The organism is Brevibacterium ammoniilyticum (assembly GCF_038429965.1).
GTDB lineage: Bacteria > Actinomycetota > Actinomycetes > Actinomycetales > Brevibacteriaceae > Brevibacterium > Brevibacterium ammoniilyticum.
The window spans coordinates 16,582-33,312 of record NZ_BAABNP010000022.1 but is presented as its reverse complement, the minus strand read 5'-3'; the positions used below and the strand labels follow the sequence as shown (position 1 = coordinate 33,312).

The following is a 16,731-nucleotide window of genomic DNA, read 5'->3' as shown; positions in this document are numbered from 1 at the left end:
CTGCCCCCATGTCCGCACCGGACGACGACCGGATCCGCGCTCCGCATCCGCGGCTGCGTCCCTACCTCGGCGACTATGTCGGCTACGACATCAGCGGCGTCCCCGCGGGGACGCACCTCGGTCTGCCGTCGGGGGCGCTGACGTTCATCGTCACGATCGGCGAGCCGCTGCGCCAGGTCGATGCGGGACGCTTCGACGTCCTCCTCGCGGGCCTCCACCTGCGCCCGACCCGCATCCGCCACAACGGGACGATGACGGGCATCCAGATCAACGTCTCCCCGTTCGCCCCGCGCGCCCTCTTCGCCCTCACCGCCGCCGAGCTCACCCACCGGACCGTCGGCCTCGACGCCGTCTCCCGCCCGCTCGCCGCCGAACTTCACGACCGCGTCAACGCCGCCGCCACCTGGGCGGATCGGTTCGCTGCGGTCGACGCGGTGCTCCTGCGCGTGCTCAGCGACGATGCCTCCCCGCGCCCCGAGGTCGGCCGGGCCTGGACCCAGATCGTCCGCAGCCGGGGTCGTCTCCCGATCGGTGCCCTCGCCGAGGAGGTCGGGTGGAGCCGGCGTCACCTCAGCGCCCGCTTCCGCGCCGAGCTCGGCATCGGCCCGAAGGAGGCCGCCCGTGTCATCCGGTTCGACCGGGCCAGGCGGATGATCGCCGGCAACGCTGGGAGCACCGGCCGGGACGAGAGTGCAGGCCGTGCGGACGGTGCGGGCAATGGTGCGTCCCCGACTCTCGCCGAGGTGGCCGCCGCCTGCGGCTATGCCGACCAGTCCCATCTCGACCGGGACTTCGCTGCCTTCGCGGGGACCTCCCCGACCGCGTGGCTGCGCTCGGACCCCGTGGCCGCGCGCGGGTCGAGCGTCGAACCGACTCGTTCCCATTCGTCCAAGACACCGGCGGGTGCGGTGCGCGAGGCTGGTGCCATCCACCCGCGATGAGAGGACGAACCATGACGACGAACCCCACAACCGATTCGACCACGACCGACGGAAACGGCACGGCCGCCTCGGCGAGGGGAGAGGCGAACATCTGGCCGGCTTTCCGCTACCGGGACGCGAAGGCGGCGATCGCCTTCCTCCGCTCGGCATTCGGCTTCGAGGTCACCGCCGAATACACGAACCCCGACGATCCCGGTCTCGTCGACCACGCCGAACTCACGTGGCCGGGCGGGGGAGGGATCATGCTCGGGTCCGCCCGCGACGACGGGAGCGTGATGTCCGACGTCGGCATCGCCAGCGGCTCGGTCTACATCGCCGTCGACGACGTCGATGCGCTCTTCGATCAGGCCGTCGCCGCCGGGGCCACTGTGGTCAGCGGTCCGAGCGAGAAGGACTACGGGTCCCGGGACTTCAGCGTCACCGACCCCGAGGGCGTGCTGTGGAACTTCGGCACCTACCGGGGCGCCGGCCGCGGCTGAGCACCCTCGATCCGGGCGTTCACACCATCGGCCCACCGGTAGGGGCGGGTGGCGATGAGGGCGCCGATCGAGCGGCGCAGACGCGAGACCTCGGCACGGACGGTGACGACGTGGTCGGCATCCCCGTAGAGAAGGGTGCTCAGCGCTGAGGCGCTCAGGCCCGCCTGCCCCGCCGAGGTGATCGCGGCGAGGATCTGCGCGCGGCGCGGGGTGAGGGGGACGACGAGCGGATCCGCTGAGGAGGCGACGTCGAGGACCGCGGGATCGGTCTCGAGTCGCAGGGTCACCGAGGTCTGCCGGTCTCCGGCAGGACGCAGCACCCAGCCGCCGGTCACGCGCTCGGGCAGGCAGAGTCCGGCACCGGGGATGAGCACCGTGCGCTCCGGGGTCGGCGCCTCGATCCGCTCCCGGGTCGTCACACCCTGCCGGTAGGCGACCCAGCCGTCGTCGTCGACGATGAGCGCCGGCTCCCTGCTGGCGCTGAGCATCGGCGAGTACCGGTCGCGCAGACCGCCCAGGCGCTCCTGATGACCGAGGAGGAGCCGCGCCTCGGCGAGGCGGACGGCCGTGGTGACCAGGGACTGCACCGTCGGATGGAGGGTGAGGGCGGGGCCGCTGATGTCGACGACTCCGAGCAGCTGCCCGTCGCTCGGGTCGTGGATGGGCACGGCGCTGCAGTACCAGGGGTGCTGGGAGGTCTCGAAGTGCTCGGCGGAGAAGAGCTGGACCGGGGCCTCCTCGGCCAACGCGGTGCCGATCGCGTTCGTCCCGACCACCGATTCCGACCAGTGGGCGCCCTCGACGAAGCCGAGTCCGTCCGCCTGCCGCTTGGCCCGGGAGGCGCCGTCGCGCCAGAGGATGACGCCGTCGGCGTCGGTGACGACGAGGATGAAGCCCGCCGAGGCAGGGGTGCGGAGGAGGACCGACCTGAGTTCGTCGACGATGAGGCGCAGCCGCGAACGGTGCCGGCGGGACTCGACGTCCGCCTCGGCGGAGTGGACCCGACGATTGCCCCCGCCGGGGTCGAGGCCGAGGCGGAGCATCCGCTGCCACGAGCGCGCAACGATGTCCCGCGGCGGCGACGGCGGCGGACCGCCGGTGACCACGGCATCGTGGATCCTGGTCAGATCCCTGGCGAGATGCGCCAGGTCCGGCTGAGGCATGCCACGAGTATAGGGCCTCGGGATCGGAGTGGCCGTGAAGTCGGGGTGGCGGTCGGCGCACCGTTTCGGCGTGTGTATGGAGCCGGGGCTCGGGCAGCGGTGATGCAACCGAGTGCAACCCTTTCGACGGCGGACCCCGGAGCATAGCGTGATCGCACACCGCTCAACGACGAGGAGTGCATCATGACAATGACAGTGGACCGTCCCCAGCTCACGGCCGACGACATCGCCACCGGATGGCTGAACGACTTCGCCTCGACCCTCGGCAGCCGGGACATCGAGGCAGCGGTGGGGCTCTTCGCCGCCACCAGCTTCTGGAGGGACCTCGTGTCCTTCTCGTGGAATCTCACGACTACGGAGAACCATGACGGGATCCGTGACCTACTCCAGGAGACCCTCGACCGCGTCGATCCGAGCGACTTCGCGCTCGCCGAACCCGCGGAGACCGCCGACGGAGTGACGACGGCCTGGTTCACCTTCACCACCTCGGTGGGGCGGGGCAAGGGACTCGTCCGCCTCATCGACGAGGACGGGACGAAGGCGTGGACCCTGCTCACCTCGCTCCAGGAGCTCACCGGTCACGAGGAGCCGCGCGGCATCCGCCGGGTCAAGGGCGCCGAGCACGGGGTCGATCCGCAGCGGAAGAGCTGGTCGGAGAAGCGCGCCGAGGAGGACGCCGCGTGGGGCGAAACCGCCCACCCGTACGTGCTCGTCGTCGGCGGGGGACAGGGCGGGATCGCGCTCGGGGCCCGACTGCGGCAGCTCGGGGTGCCTGCGCTCGTCATCGACCGCTGGGAGCGGCCCGGGGACCAGTGGCGGTCACGGTACAAGTCGCTGTGCCTGCACGACCCCGTCTGGTACGACCATCTGCCCTACCTCAAGTTCCCCGACAACTGGCCGGTGTTCGCCCCGAAGGACAAGATCGCGGACTGGCTGGAGTTCTACACCCGGGTGATGGAGATCCCGTACTGGTCGTCGACGACGGCCACCTCGGCGAGCTATGACGAGGCGGCAGGGCAGTGGACGGTGGAGGTCGAACGCGGCGGGGAGACGATCACGCTCACTCCCACGCACCTCGTCATGGCCACGGGCATGTCGGGCAAGCCGAACATCCCGAGCTTCCCCGGCAGCGAGGTCTTCCGCGGCGAGCAGCAGCACTCCTCGCAGCACCCTGGCCCGGACGCGTACGGGGGGAAGCGGGTCGTCGTCATCGGCAGCAACAACTCCGCCTTCGACATCTGCGGCGCCCTCTACGAGAACGGTGCCGACGTCACCATGGTCCAACGGTCGAGCACACACATCGTCAAGAGCGATTCGCTCATGGAGATCGGCCTCGGCGCGCTCTACTCGGAGGAGGCGGTCGCCGCCGGGGTGACGACGGAGAAGGCCGACCTCATCTTCGCGTCCCTGCCCTACCGGATCATGCACGAGTTCCAGATCCCCCTCTACGAGCAGATGAAGGAGCGCGACGCCGACTTCTACCGGCGGATGGAGGAGGCCGGGTTCGACCTCGACTTCGGTGACGACGGGTCCGGGCTGTTCCTCAAGTACCTGCGCCGAGGCTCGGGCTACTACATCGACGTCGGTGCCGCCGAACTCGTCGCCGACGGCAAGGTGCGCCTCGCGAAGGGACAGGTCGATCATCTGAGCGAGGATGCCGTGGTGCTCGATGACGGCACGGAGCTGCCCGCCGACCTCGTCGTCTACGCCACCGGGTACGGGTCGATGAACGGCTGGGTCGCCGACCTCGTCGATCAGGAGACCGCCGATCGGGTCGGCAAGTGCTGGGGACTGGGCTCGGACACGACGAAGGACCCCGGCCCGTGGGAAGGCGAACAGCGCAACATGTGGAAGCCCACTCAGCAGGAGAACCTCTGGTTCCAGGGCGGTAACCTCCACCAGTCGCGGCACTACTCGCTCTACCTGGCTCTCCAGCTCAAGGCCCGGTTCGAGGGGATGGACACCCCCGTCTACCGGCTGCAGGAGGTCCACCACCTCGGGTGAGGGGTCGTGGGGCGGCCACTCCGGGGTGGGGTGGTCGCCCTCGGGGCTTTCGCCCTTGGGGCGTGGTCGCCCTTGGGGGGGCGGAGCTGAGGACGCTGGGTGTCGATTCGCGAGTCGCAGATCGACACTCAGCGTCCTCGGCTTGTGTCTGTTCCGGGGCCGCTCACGTCCAGACACCCGCCGGGCCCAGGCGCGCCCGCCGCCCTACAGCCCGAGGCGGGCCAGGACGTCCTTGACGTGGACGAGCGCCTCGGACTCCGAGAGCCCGAAGTTCTGGTTGAGGTACATTCCGTCGCCGATGAGCTGGATCGTCATCGCCAGGTGCGGGTCGCCGAGGTGGTCGTTGAGGACGGCGAACCACTGCTCGCGCGTCTCCCGCAGCGCCACCCGCGCCTCCTCGTGCTCCTGCGCGAGGCGGCTCGCGGCGATGAGGCTGAGGTCGAGCGGTGTGCCCATCTCCGCCGAGGTCTCGAGGTAGTAGATGTGGGGGCCGAGTTCGGAGGATCGCATCGCCGCGATGTCGGCGTCGACAAGGCGGCGCAAGCGGTCGAGGCTGCCCTGAACGAGCTTCGCCTTCGACCCGAAGTGGTAGAGCAGACCGCCCTTGGACACTCCCGCCTCGGCGGCGACGGCGTCGAGCGTCGCCCCTGCGGTGCCGTGCTGTTCGAGGAGCCTGTCGAAGGCGTCGAGGAGCTTCTCCCTCGTATCGGCGGAATTCCGTGCCATGGACACGAGCCTAACCGAGATACTGCGCACCGACTGTGAGTCCGGCCTCACCGTCGCCCCAGACCTTGGAACTATACCGTCTAGACGGTACAGTTGAAACATGTTCACAACGCAGACTCCACCTGTGCGCGCCGGCCGGCGTGAATGGCTCGGCCTGGCTGTGCTGATGATCCCTGTCCTCCTCATCTCGATCGACAACACGGTGCTCGGCTTCGCCCTGCCGGCGATCAGCACCGGCCTCCACCCCACAGGCACCCAGCTGCTGTGGATCGTCGACATCTATGCGCTCATGCTCGCCGGACTCCTCGTCGCGATGGGCAGCATCGGCGACCGCTTCGGGCGCCGGCTCCTCCTCGTCATCGGTGCCATCGGCTTCGGGGCCGCGTCCCTGCTTGCGGCGTTCTCGACGACCCCGGAGATGCTCATCGTCGCCCGCGCCCTCCTCGGCGTCTTCGGCGCCACGCTCATGCCCTCGACGCTCTCGCTCATCCGCAACATCTTCCTCGACGCCAGGGACCGGCGGATCGCGATCGCGACGTGGGCCGCGCTCTTCGGCGGAGGCGCCGCGCTCGGTCCCGTCGTCGGCGGCGTCCTCCTCGAGCACTTCCACTGGAGCTCGATCTTCTTCATCAACCTCCCCCTCATCGCGCTCTTCATCCCCGCTGCGCTCCTCCTCCTGCCGGAGTCCCGCGACCCGAATCCCGGCCCCATCGATCCCCTCTCGATCGTGCTCTCGATGCTCACGCTCACCCCGCTCGTCTTCGCGATCAAGCACGGGATGTCCGAGGGCATCGACTGGCTCCTCGTCGCAGCGGTCATCGTCTCGCTCATCGCCGGGTTCCTCTTCGTCCGCCGGCAGCTGGCGTCCGCCAACCCGATGCTCGACGTCCGGCTCTTCGCCAACGCCGTGTTCACCTCGGCGGTGACGGCGAACCTGCTCAGCCTCATGGGGCTGGCCGGGTTCCTCTACTTCGGCACGCAGGTCCTCCAGCTCGTCCTCGGCCTCTCCCCGGTCGAGGCCGCGCTCGCCCTGGTCCCCGGACTGATCATGTCGATCGCGGCCGGCTACCTCGCCGTCCCGCTCGTCGCCCGGATCCAGCCGCGCATCGTCGTCCCCGCCGCGCTCGCCCTCAATGCGACCGGCCTCGGCTTCGTCGCCTTCACCCCGGAGCCGAGCGTGCCCGGCATGATCATCTCCTTCATCGTCCTCGGCGCCGGCATCGGCACCGCCGAGGTGATCACCAACGACCTCATCCTCTCCGCGGTGCCGGCGGACAAGGCCGGAGCCGCCTCGGCGATCTCCGAGACCGCCTACGAGTTCGGCTCGGTCATGGGCACGGCCGTCCTCGGCGGCCTGACGACGATGGTCTTCGGTCGCCAGCTCGCCTCCCACCTCGGCGAGAGGGCCGAGGATCCGGCGTTCGAGACGCTCGGATCCGCGCTCGAGCGCGCCGGTGAGATCGGCGGCCGCCTCGGCGATGAGCTCGCCGACATCGTTGTGCGCGCCTTCGACCTCGGCGTGCAGTGGGCGGCCGGGGGTGCGACCGTCGTCGTCCTCACCGCCGCCGTCCTCACGGCCTTCGGCCTCAAGGGCGCCGGCCGCGGACCGCAGACTGAGGCCGCTGAGGTGCGGGAGCCCGTGTCCGCGCACTGACGTTCCCACGATGAGAAGCGCCGAGGTGGGGAGGACTTGATCGTCCGCCCCACCTCGGCGCTTCGGTGCCTCACATCCCCGCGGTCAGCGAGCGGCGAGGGCCTCGGCTTTCGCCCGCTGCCGCCGGCGGGCGAGGACCCGGCCGGTGCCCGTGTAGATGAGGGCGGCGATGAGGATGAGGTAGAGGACGACGGCGATCGGCGAGGAGATGAGCACCGAGAGGTCATTGCCCGAGGCGAGCAGCGCGTCGCGGAGGTTCGTCTCGGCGAGCGGACCGAGCACCATGCCGATCATCAGCGGCGCCAGCGGAACGCCGTAGCGTTTGAGGACGAAGCTGATGATCGCGATCCCGAGGAGGACGAAGAGCTCGAACGTCGACGCCGAGGTCGCATAGATGCCGAGCCCGCAGAACACGGCGATGCCGCCGTAGAGGTAGGGCTCGGGGATGAGTAGCAGCTTCGCCCACAGCGGCGCGAACGGCAGGTTGATGATGAGGAGGACGATCATCGCGATGAAGAAGCTCGCGATGAGGGCCCACACGAGCTCGGGTGCCCGGTCGAAGAGCAGCGGCCCCGGCTGCAGACCGTACTGGCGGAATGCGGCGAGCATGATCGCCGCGGTCGCCGAGATCGGCAGCCCGAGCGCGAAGAGCGCGCCCATCGCGATGCCCGTCGTCGCACTGCCGGCAGCCTCCGGGGCGGCGAGGCCGCGGATCGCGCCCTTGCCGAACTGCGGGTCCGCCCGGCGGGAGTCGAGCTTGCGCTCGAGCCCGTAGGCCATGAAGGTCGGCACGTCCGCTCCGCCGACGGGGACGACGCCGAAGGGCAGGCCGATCGCCGTGCCGCGCAGCCACGCCGGCAGCGCCTCCTTGAATTCGCGTCCCGAGAGGAACGGCCGGCCCGAGGCGTTGATCGTGTTGTCGGCGGCCTTCCGCCTGATCCGGGAGGCGATGTAGAAGACCTCGCCGAGGGCGAGCATGCCGACGGTGACCGTGACGAGCGAGACACCGTCGAAGAGCTCGGGCACCCCGAACGTGAACCGCTCCGTGCCCGAGACCGAGTCGATGCCGATGACCGAGATCCCGATGCCGAGGAGGAGCGCCATGAGCCCCTTGAGCACGGAGTCGGCGACCACCGAGGAGGTCGCGACGAAGGCGAAGAGTGCGAGCGCGAAGAACTCGGCGGGACCGAAGTTCGCCGAGAGGTCCGCGAGCAGGGGCCCGATGAAGACGACGAGGAAGCACGAGACGAACCCGCCGATGAACGCCCCGATCGCCGCTGTCGCGAGCGCCTGCGGGGCCCTGCCGGCCCGGGCCATCTTGTGGCCCTCGAACGTCGAGGCGATCGCCGAGGCCTGGCCAGGGGTGTTCATGAGTATCGCCATCGTCGAATCGCCGAAGAGCCCGCCGAAGTAGACGCCGGCGAACATGATGAACGCGCCCGTCGGGTCGAGGGCGAAGGTCATCGGCAGGAGCAGCGCCACAGCCATCGACGAGCCGAGACCCGGGAGCACACCGACAGCGGTGCCGAGGAAGCAGCCGACGAGCACCCAGAGCAGGTTCATCGGGGTGAGCGCGTGGGTGAACCCTTCCATGAGGGAGGAGAGAGCATCCATGTCAGAACCCCCCTCCGAGCAGACCCGAGGGCAGATTGAGTCCGAGGAGGACCGCGAAGGCGAGGTAGACGAGAGAGGAGAACGTCAGCGCGAGCGTGAGGTCGAAGAGCGGGCGCATCGATCCCATCGCGCGGGCCACGCACCAGAAGAGGAGGGCGGCGGCGATGATCCACCCGGCGAACTCGAGGATCCCGGCGAACGCGGCGAAGCCGCCGACCGCCCAGGCCAGGGACGTGAAGTCTGAATGGGTCCGATGACTCGCGTCCGCAGCGCGCGCCTCGGCGAGGGCTCGACGATCCGCACTCGGCTCGTCCTCCTCGTGCGGGGACAGCCGGGAGGCGGCGACGGCCGAGGTCACCGGGGTGGAGAACGCCTTCTCCTCCCTCGCCTCGGCGGGGGCGGCCGTGTCGGCGTCGACGGGTTCGGGATTGCGGATGATCGCGAGGACGAGGAGGACCGTGATCACGTACCCGAGGACCATGATGATCATCGGGAAGAACTGCGGGCCGGGCGGATCGGAGTCCTCGGCGACCTCCATCGTGAGGATCCCGATGAGCAGGTACGTCGAGAACGCACCGAGGATGAGCGGGACGAGCAGACCCGAGCGGCCGTGCCACCAGGTCCCCTCGCCGAGGTGGCCCGTCCGGGTCCGTGCGGGTGTGTCCGTTGTCGTGCTCACAGTCCCAACTCCTCAAGAAGCGCTTCGATGCGCTTGGTGTCTTCGACGATGAAGTCGGCGAACGCCTGACCGGTCAGCCACACGTCCGTCCACTGGTTGCGGGTCAGGGCGTCCTTCCATTCGGCGCTGTTGCGGGTCGCCTCGAGCATGCCGACGAGCTCCGCGGTCTCGTCGGCGGTGATGCCGGGGGCGCCGAGCCAGCCGCGCCAGTTCGTCAGGGTGACCTCGAAGCCCTGCTCGCTCATCGTCGGGATGTCCTCGAAGCCCGGAAGGCGTTCGGGGGCGGCGATGCCGATCGCCTTGACGCGCCCGGCCTCGATCTGGTCGGAGACCTCGTTGAACCCGGTCGAGGCGAAGTCGGTGGTGCCCGAGAGCAGGGTCTGGATCGACTCGCCGCCGCCGGACTTGGGGATGTAGGTGATCGACGAGCCGGGGATCCCGCCGAGCTGCGCGAGCTGGGCGATCGTGAGATGGTCGACCGAACCGGCCGACCCGCCTGTCCACACGAAGCCTTCGGGGTCCTTCTGCCATGCGGTCATGACGTCCTCGAGGGTGTTGTACGGGGAGTCGGCGGCGGCGATGAGGACGTCGTAGTCCTCGGCGACGCGGGCGAGCAGCGTCGTGTCGTCGAAGCCGACGGGGGAGTCGTTGAGGGCGATTCCGCCGACCATCGCGGTGCCCGTGGCGAGGATCGTGTCCGCGCGTCCGTGCATCGTCGAGAACTTGCCGAGGCCGATGGTCCCGCCCGCGCCGGGGATGTTGACGACCTGCGCGTTGTTCGCCGTGCGGGTCGCCCGCATCGCCTGCTGCGTCTCGCGGGCGAATCCGTCCCAGCCGCCGCCGGCGCCGGCCGGGGCGATGAGCGTGAGGTTGGAGGAGAGATCTCCCTTCGCCGAGGCGGACCGGATCGAGTATCCCGTCGCCGTACCGATCGCGGCGACGGCGACGACGCCGTAGGCGATCCGACCGAACATGCGCCGGGAGACGCCGGAGTTCCTGTTGCCGGGGTTTGCGGCGTTGGGGGAGGGGTCGGTGTCGTCTGAGCCAGTGCTGCCAGGGCCGGTGCCGCCGGGATCGGGGCTGCCGGGATCGGGGCTGCCGGGATCGGGGCTGCCGGGGTCGGGGCTGCCGGGCGGGCTGTCGCCGGAGGACTGCATCATCGGGTCCCTTCTTCATCATCGAAGACGTGTATGTGTGCCGGCGGCGGCGCTCGGCCTCACCGACATATGTGCGACCGATTCTATTGTGGCCCAGGTCACGGTGCCTGTTTGAGCGCATTGATCTCGTTTCGCGCGTTGTGCGCCTTCTGCGCATTCTGCTCATTTATGGCGCAACGACGATCGGTGGGCGCGATTTGCTGGTCACTCCACCGAGGTGCGCGCGATTTGCTGGTCACCCCGCCGAGGCGAGGGGGCCCGATTCGCCCCGCCGACCTCGACGCAGCGACCAGTGAATCGGGCGGGCAGCGACCAGGAAACCGACCGCGGCGCAGTGACCAGGAAATCGCGGCGGGGCAGTGAACAGGCAACCGGTGCGGGCGGGGACCGGGGAATTGGGGCGGGACGTGACCGGCGGAGGCGAACGGTGGCTATGGTGGGGGCATGACGTCTTCCGACCCCTCGAAGTCCGCTGCCGACTCGTCGACATCCGATTCTTCGACACCCGCCCCTGCGACCGCCACCCCTGCGTCCGCCACCGCGGCATCCACCTCAGCTGCTGCTGCGTCCGGTTCGCCCACAACGCCCGCCGCGGACAGGTCCGGGAACTCGGCGCCCGCGCCCACCTCGGCGCCGGTGGCGAAGAAGATCCCACACGAGCGCACCCACCACGGCCACACCTTCGTCGACGACTACGAGTGGATGCGGGAGAAGGACTCGCCCGAGGTCATCGCCCACCTCGAGGCGGAGAACGCGTGGACCGAGGCGCAGACCGCCGAGCTCGAACCGCTGCGCGAGGCGATCTTCACCGAGATCAAGAACCGCATCAAGGAGACCGACATGTCCGTGCCGACGCGGCGCGGCGGCTACTGGTACTTCACGCGGACAAGGGCCGGCCTCGACTACGGCATCCACGTCCGCGTCCCTGCAGCCGACGACGGCGACTGGACTCCCCCGGAGATCGGCGAGGATCCGCTGCCCGGCGAAGAGGTCGTCTTCGACTCGAACCAGGCGGCGCGCGGCACGGACTTCTTCTCACTCGGCACGTTCTCCCTCACCGAGGACGGCCGCTACCTCCTCTACGGCGTCGACACCGCCGGCGACGAACGCTTCGTCCTGCGCATCCGCGACCTCTCCACCGGGGAAGACCTGCCAGACCGGATCGAGAACACGTTCGCCGGCGCGACGCTCGACCCGAGCGGCCGGTTCGTCTTCTACACGACCGTCGACGAGGCATGGCGTCCGGAGAAGGTCTGGCGCCACACGGTCACAGGCNGGCCACGGCGCCGGCGCCGTCGCCTGTGACGCCTCAGCGACCGACCCGACCGCCGCCCCTGCGGCGAGCGGCGCCGAAGACGTCTGCATCTTCCACGAACCCGACGAGCGGTTCTTCGTCGGCGTCGGCTTCTCCCGGTCCGAGCGCTACCTCTTCATCGTCACCGGCTCGAAGACGACGACCGGGTACTGGCGGCTGCGCGGCGACGACCTCGAGGCGGCCCCGCAGGAGATCTGGCCCCGGGTCGACGGGGTCGAGTACTCCGTCGAACACGCCGTCGTCTCGGGCGAGGACCGCTTCCTCATCACCCACAACCGCGACCGCGCCGACTTCGACATCGTCGACGTCCCGGCCGCCGATCCGACCGGGGACGCGACCGAGACCGTCGATGCCGTTGACGAACCCGCGGGCACCGGTGCGGATCCGACGACGACCGGACGGCGGGTGCTCGCCGACGTCTCCGGGCTGCGCATCGAGGAGGTCGACGCGTTCGCCGACTTCGTCGTCATCTCCTATCGCCGAGGCGGCTTCGCCCGAGTCGGCATCGTCCGTCTCACCGGCGACCCGACGGTCCCGTACGCGCCGCTTGTCGAGCTGCCCTTCGACAGGGAGACGGGCACCCTCGGATTCGGGCCCAACCCCGAGTTCGACCAGCCGACCGTGCGCCTGACCTTCACCTCGATGTCGACCCCGGCCGTCGTCTACCAGCACGATGTCGCCACCGGCACCGACACGGTCCTCAAGCGCCAGCCCGTGCTCGGCTCCGTCGACCTCGGCGCCTACGGGGAGAGCCTCGTGTGGGCGAGTGCCTCCGACGGCACCCGCATCCCCGTCTCGCTGGTCTACCGCACCGACCTCGTCGACGTCGACGAGGAGGGTCTGCCGACCGCCTCGGCGCCGCTCATCCTCTACGGCTACGGATCGTACGAGATCAGTGTCGACCCGTACTTCTCCGTCGCCCGGCTCTCGCTGCTCGACCGCGGGGTCGTCTACGCGATCGCCCACGTCCGCGGCGGCGGGGAGATGGGCCGGCACTGGTACGACGAGGGCAAGACGACGGCGAAGGTGACCACCTTCACCGACTTCATCGCGGTCGCACGCCACCTCGTCGAGGCGGGATGGACGACCCCGGAGCAACTCGTCGCCACCGGTGGGTCCGCCGGCGGCCTTCTTATGGGCGCGATCGTCAACATGGCCCCCGAGCTCTTCGCCGGTGTGAGCGCGCACGTGCCCTTCGTCGATGCGCTCACCTCGATCCTCATGCCCGAGCTTCCGCTCACCGTCATCGAATGGGAGGAGTGGGGCGACCCGCTCCACGACCCCGAGGTGTATGAGTACATGCGCTCCTACACCCCCTATGAGAACGTCGCCGAGGCGGCCCACCCGAAGATCCTCGCCGTGACCTCACTCAACGACACCCGCGTCCTCTACGTCGAGCCGGCCAAATGGGTGGCCCGTCTGCGCGAGGTCGGCGCCGACGTGATCCTGCGGACCGAGATGGCCGCCGGGCACGGCGGCGCGTCGGGGCGCTACGACGCGTGGAAGGAGACGGCCTTCGACTTCGCGTGGATGCTCGGGGTTCTGGGACGTTCCGACGTCGTCATCGAGCCCTGAGCGGACGTTCGGCTCGGCAGATAACGATCTGCTGACGAAACGTCCCCAAAGCGTGATTCGGGCCACTGGCGCCTCAGGTGCCGAATAGAGTGGTCACTATGGCAGTCGTCCCCACCCGGACTTCGCCCTCATCGGAGAGGGCGAAGTCCGGGTGGGGACGGCTGATGCCTTGATCGTCGCCGACGACGGAGACGATCGAGGACGCGCATGGGTTCGTTGCGGTCCGCAGGTGCCGGACCGAATTTTTCAAAGGGGAGAAGTATGCGTCTCAAGCAACTGGCTGTCGCGATCGTCGCCGTCGGCTCGATGGCTGCGGTGTCCGCGTGTGCCGGCGGTGACAGCGGCGGAGGTGAGGGCGGAGGGGACTCCTACAGCATCGGCATCTCCCAGCTCGTCCAGCACCCGGCGCTCGACGCCGCGACCTCCGGCTTCAAGAAGTCGTTCGAGGACGCAGGAGTCGAAGTCGACTGGGATGAGCAGAACGCCAACGGCGAACAGGCAAACGCGACGTCGATCGCACAGAACTTCGCCAGCTCCGACCTCGACCTCGTGCTCGCCGTCGCCACCCCCGCCGCGCAGGCAGCGGCGCAGGCGATCACCGACAAGCCGGTCCTCTTCACCGCTGTGACCGATCCGGTCGAAGCCGGTCTCGTCCAGTCGAACGAGGCGCCCGGCGGCAACGTCACCGGCACCTCGGACCTCAACCCCGTCGCCGATCAGCTGCAGCTGGTCAAGGACGTCAAGCCGGACGCGAAGACCGTCGGCATCGTCTACAGCTCCGGTGAGGTCAACTCGCAGGTCCAGGTCGACCTCGCGAAGGAGGCCGCGAAGGGCATGGGCCTCGAGATCAAGGAAGCGACGATCGCGAACTCGGGCGAGCTCGGTCAGGCCGTGGACTCCCTCGGCAAGGTCGACGCCTACTACGTGCCCACCGACAACAACGTCGTCTCCGCTGTGACGACGATGGTCCAGGCCGCGGAGAAGAACCAGGCGCTGCTCGTCGGTTCGGAGGCCGGACAGGTCGAGCAGGGTGCGGCGATCACCCGCGGCATCGACTACACGAAGCTCGGTGAGCAGACCGGGAAGATGGCGCTGAAGATCCTCCAGGACGGGGCCAAGCCCGCCGACCTTCCCGTCGAGACCAGTGACACCCTCGAACTCGTCGTCAACCCGGCGGCGGCGAAGAAGCAGGGTGTCGAGATCCCGCAGAAGCTCGTCGACGAGGCCGACAAAGTCATCGAGTGAGACCGCGGCGGACCCGCGGGGACCCCAGGTCTCCGCGGGTCCGCCGGCGTCTTCCGCCGTGCCGTGCGGCGGTGCCGGAACCCCGGCTGACACGGCACCACCACTCGGGGCGGACCCGGTTCACCTGCCGGCACCCGCCCCTGACGACACGATCGGACAGCAATGTACGGAGCACTGGAGCTCGGGCTCATCTACGCAGCCATGGCCTTGGGCGTCTACCTCACCTTCAAGGTCCTCAACTTCCCCGACCTCACCGTCGACGGAAGCTTCACCACCGGCGGGGCCACCGCGGCCTCCCTCATCATCGCCGGGGTCAACCCGTTCCTCGCCACCCTCGCCGCAATCGGCGCGGGCCTCGTCGCCGGTTTCATCACCGGCCTCCTCCACACCAAGGGCGGCATCGACGGTCTCCTCGCCGGCATCCTCACGATGATCGGCCTGTGGTCGATCAACCTGCGGATCATGGGGGCCGCGAACCTCTCCCTGCTGCGTGAGGACACCGTCTTCACCCCGCTGCGGGAGAACATGTGGCTGGGCACCTGGGTGTCGATCGCGATCCTCATCGCCTTCGTCCTCGTGCTCAAGTTCCTCGTCGACTGGTTCCTCACCACCGATCTCGGATTGGCCATCCAGGCCACCGGCAACAACCGCGAGATGATCCGCAGCCTCGGCGTCAACACCGACAACACGACGATGCTCACACTCGCCCTGTCCAACGGGCTCGTCGCCCTGTGCGGGGCGCTCATCGCGCAGTACCAGGGCTTCGCCGACATCAGCATGGGCATCGGCCTCATCCTCGTCGGCCTCGCCTCGGTCATCCTCGGGCAGGCGATCTTCGGCAACCGGAACATCTTCATGTCCAGCCTCGGCGCGATCCTCGGATCCGTCATCTACCGGATCATCATCTTCCTCGCGCTGCGGGCGGGACTGAACACCGATGACATGAAGCTGACCACCGCGCTCCTCGTCATCATCGCCCTTCTCCTGCCGAGGTGGGGCTTCCTCAAACGGATCCCGTCGTTCGGCTCCCGGGGCAACCGGGCCCCGGCGAAGCTGCCGCCGGGCACCACTGATGATCCGGCCGCCCTCCACGGGGCACCGGCCGCCACCGGCCAGGGTACGGCGGGTACTGCCTCGACGGTCAAGGAGGGCTGAGCGATGCTGACCATCGACACGATCTCGAAGACGTTCTTCCCCGGCACCGTCAATGAGCGCAAAGCCCTCCAAGGGCTCTCGCTCACCCTCTCCGAATCCGATTTCGTCACCGTCATCGGCTCGAACGGCGCCGGCAAGTCGACCCTGCTCAACACGATCTCCGGGCGCCTGCCCATCGACTCCGGGTCGATCACCATCGACGGCGCCGAGGTGTCGAAGAAGCGCGAGTACCATCGTGCCGCCTACCTCGGGCGGGTGTTCCAGGACCCGATGGCCGGCACCGCACCGGACCTGACGATCGAACAGAACCTCTCGCTCGCCCTCAAGCGCGGACGTCGGCGCGGGCTGGGGCGGGGGACCACCTCGGCGAGGCGGAAGAAGTTCCGTGCGGAACTCGAAACGCTCGAACTCGGACTCGAGAACCGGCTGAAGACGAAGGTCGGGCTGCTCTCGGGCGGTCAGCGGCAGGCGCTGAGCCTGCTCATGGCCGGGTTCACCCAGCCGCGGATCCTCCTCCTCGACGAGCACACGGCCGCCCTCGACCCGCAGCGGGCAGCACTGGTGACGGAGCTGACGGAGAAGATCGTCGCCGCCGACGGGCTGACCACGCTCATGGTCACCCACAACATGGAGCAGGCGATCGCGCTGGGCAACCGGCTGATCATGATGCACGAGGGACGCATCATCTACGAAGCCGACGCCGAGGCGAAGAAGACCCTCACCGTCGAGACCCTCCTCGGGGAGTTCTCGAAGCTCAAGGGGGCCTCGCTCGGAGACCGGGCGCTGCTCAACTGAGGGCTGCCCGACAGAGCACGATGCCCGACTGAACACCTGGCGCAGCTGCATGCGCTGCCCGCCGGAGCCGGGCACTGGAACGGCCGGTCCGCGATCTCGCGGACCGGCCGTCTCTTTTGCGGGGTCGAGCCCCGGATGCGACCGAATGCGTCAGCGCGCCTTTGAGAAGCCTCGGCGATGCTGTTAGCCTCACAGACCATGAGCCGCTTCGGAGATGCCAAGTCGCACT

The 16,731-nt window shown here is 69.1% G+C and carries 12 protein-coding genes and 1 pseudogene; 8 read left to right on the top strand and 5 right to left on the bottom strand.

Annotated features, from left to right (window positions below; genetic code table 11):
- Positions 1 to 8: 8 nt before the first annotated feature.
- Together AAHA49_RS16925 and AAHA49_RS16920 are read left to right on the top strand one after the other, a co-directional pair.
- Positions 9 to 941 carry an AraC family transcriptional regulator gene (locus AAHA49_RS16925; protein ID WP_236586907.1) on the top strand — a complete coding sequence of 311 codons (933 nt, stop codon included), beginning with the start codon at positions 9 to 11 and terminating at the stop codon, positions 939 to 941.
- A gap of 11 nt (positions 942 to 952) precedes the next feature.
- Entirely contained in the window at positions 953 to 1,420 is a 468-nt protein-coding gene (locus tag AAHA49_RS16920; RefSeq protein ID WP_201671635.1) for a VOC family protein, read from the top strand.
- Here the strand turns inward: AAHA49_RS16920 and AAHA49_RS16915 are convergent.
- Positions 1,396 to 2,583 (bottom strand): helix-turn-helix domain-containing protein, encoded by a 1,188-nt coding sequence (locus AAHA49_RS16915; protein ID WP_342039081.1) that lies wholly within the window; start codon positions 2,581 to 2,583, stop codon positions 1,396 to 1,398. The two genes, AAHA49_RS16920 and AAHA49_RS16915, sit on opposite strands and share 25 nt — an antisense overlap.
- Before the next feature lie 183 nt (positions 2,584 to 2,766).
- Between AAHA49_RS16915 and AAHA49_RS16910 the strand changes: the two genes are divergently transcribed.
- Positions 2,767 to 4,587, top strand: coding sequence for a flavin-containing monooxygenase (locus AAHA49_RS16910; RefSeq protein WP_201671625.1), 1,821 nt, complete (start codon positions 2,767 to 2,769; stop codon positions 4,585 to 4,587).
- A 204-nt stretch (positions 4,588 to 4,791) separates the two neighbouring features.
- Here AAHA49_RS16910 and AAHA49_RS16905 read toward each other — a convergent pair whose 3' ends face one another.
- Positions 4,792 to 5,313: a TetR/AcrR family transcriptional regulator gene (locus AAHA49_RS16905; protein ID WP_342039080.1), complete on the bottom strand. Its 522-nt coding sequence runs from the start codon at positions 5,311 to 5,313 to the stop codon at positions 4,792 to 4,794.
- Between the two features lie 100 nt (positions 5,314 to 5,413).
- On the opposite strand from AAHA49_RS16905, the gene AAHA49_RS16900 reads away from it, so the two are divergent.
- Entirely contained in the window at positions 5,414 to 6,967 is a 1,554-nt protein-coding gene (locus tag AAHA49_RS16900; RefSeq protein WP_201671623.1) for an MFS transporter, read from the top strand.
- An 84-nt stretch (positions 6,968 to 7,051) separates the two neighbouring features.
- Here the strand turns inward: AAHA49_RS16900 and AAHA49_RS16895 are convergent, their stop codons facing one another.
- Genes AAHA49_RS16895 through AAHA49_RS16885 form a run of 3 tightly spaced genes read right to left on the bottom strand, consistent with a single transcriptional unit; the run spans position 7,052 to position 10,420 of the window.
- A complete protein-coding gene (locus AAHA49_RS16895) occupies positions 7,052 to 8,581 on the bottom strand; it encodes a tripartite tricarboxylate transporter permease (RefSeq protein ID WP_201671621.1) in 1,530 nt (509 codons plus the stop codon).
- Between the two features lies 1 nt (position 8,582).
- Positions 8,583 to 9,260 (bottom strand): tripartite tricarboxylate transporter TctB family protein, encoded by a 678-nt coding sequence (locus AAHA49_RS16890; protein ID WP_201671612.1) that lies wholly within the window; start codon positions 9,258 to 9,260, stop codon positions 8,583 to 8,585.
- Complete coding sequence (locus AAHA49_RS16885) at positions 9,257 to 10,420, bottom strand: Bug family tripartite tricarboxylate transporter substrate binding protein (protein ID WP_236586904.1); 1,164 nt, start codon at positions 10,418 to 10,420, stop codon at positions 9,257 to 9,259. The genes AAHA49_RS16890 and AAHA49_RS16885 overlap by 4 nt, the downstream gene beginning before the upstream one ends.
- Positions 10,421 to 11,053: 633 nt before the next feature.
- On the opposite strand from AAHA49_RS16885, the pseudogene AAHA49_RS16880 reads away from it, so the two are divergent.
- The 4 genes and pseudogenes from AAHA49_RS16880 (at position 11,054) to AAHA49_RS16865 (ending at position 16,502) form a co-directional block, all read left to right on the top strand.
- Positions 11,054 to 13,307, top strand: a pseudogene (locus AAHA49_RS16880) (S9 family peptidase).
- A 261-nt stretch (positions 13,308 to 13,568) separates the two neighbouring features.
- The gene (locus tag AAHA49_RS16875; RefSeq protein ID WP_342039079.1) at positions 13,569 to 14,552 is read left to right on the top strand and encodes an ABC transporter substrate-binding protein; all 984 of its coding nucleotides are present in this window, start codon (positions 13,569 to 13,571) and stop codon (positions 14,550 to 14,552) included.
- Between the two features lie 162 nt (positions 14,553 to 14,714).
- Entirely contained in the window at positions 14,715 to 15,707 is a 993-nt protein-coding gene (locus AAHA49_RS16870) for an ABC transporter permease (RefSeq protein WP_342039078.1), read from the top strand.
- Between the two features lie 3 nt (positions 15,708 to 15,710).
- Positions 15,711 to 16,502 carry an ABC transporter ATP-binding protein gene (locus AAHA49_RS16865; RefSeq protein ID WP_342039077.1) on the top strand — a complete coding sequence of 264 codons (792 nt, stop codon included), beginning with the start codon at positions 15,711 to 15,713 and terminating at the stop codon, positions 16,500 to 16,502.
- The last annotated feature ends 229 nt before the right edge of the window (positions 16,503 to 16,731 follow it).

Coding starts and splice junctions, on each gene's coding strand:
- AAHA49_RS16900 (WP_201671623.1), top strand. CDS start 5,414: ATGTTCACAACGCAGACTCCACCTGTGCGCGCCGGCCGGCGTGAATGG.
- AAHA49_RS16875 (WP_342039079.1), top strand. CDS start 13,569: ATGCGTCTCAAGCAACTGGCTGTCGCGATCGTCGCCGTCGGCTCGATG.
- AAHA49_RS16915 (WP_342039081.1), bottom strand. CDS start 2,583: ATGCCTCAGCCGGACCTGGCGCATCTCGCCAGGGATCTGACCAGGATC.
- AAHA49_RS16905 (WP_342039080.1), bottom strand. CDS start 5,313: ATGGCACGGAATTCCGCCGATACGAGGGAGAAGCTCCTCGACGCCTTC.
- AAHA49_RS16910 (WP_201671625.1), top strand. CDS start 2,767: ATGACAATGACAGTGGACCGTCCCCAGCTCACGGCCGACGACATCGCC.
- AAHA49_RS16870 (WP_342039078.1), top strand. CDS start 14,715: ATGTACGGAGCACTGGAGCTCGGGCTCATCTACGCAGCCATGGCCTTG.
- AAHA49_RS16895 (WP_201671621.1), bottom strand. CDS start 8,581: ATGGATGCTCTCTCCTCCCTCATGGAAGGGTTCACCCACGCGCTCACC.
- AAHA49_RS16865 (WP_342039077.1), top strand. CDS start 15,711: ATGCTGACCATCGACACGATCTCGAAGACGTTCTTCCCCGGCACCGTC.
- AAHA49_RS16925 (WP_236586907.1), top strand. CDS start 9: ATGTCCGCACCGGACGACGACCGGATCCGCGCTCCGCATCCGCGGCTG.
- AAHA49_RS16885 (WP_236586904.1), bottom strand. CDS start 10,420: ATGATGCAGTCCTCCGGCGACAGCCCGCCCGGCAGCCCCGACCCCGGC.
- AAHA49_RS16920 (WP_201671635.1), top strand. CDS start 953: ATGACGACGAACCCCACAACCGATTCGACCACGACCGACGGAAACGGC.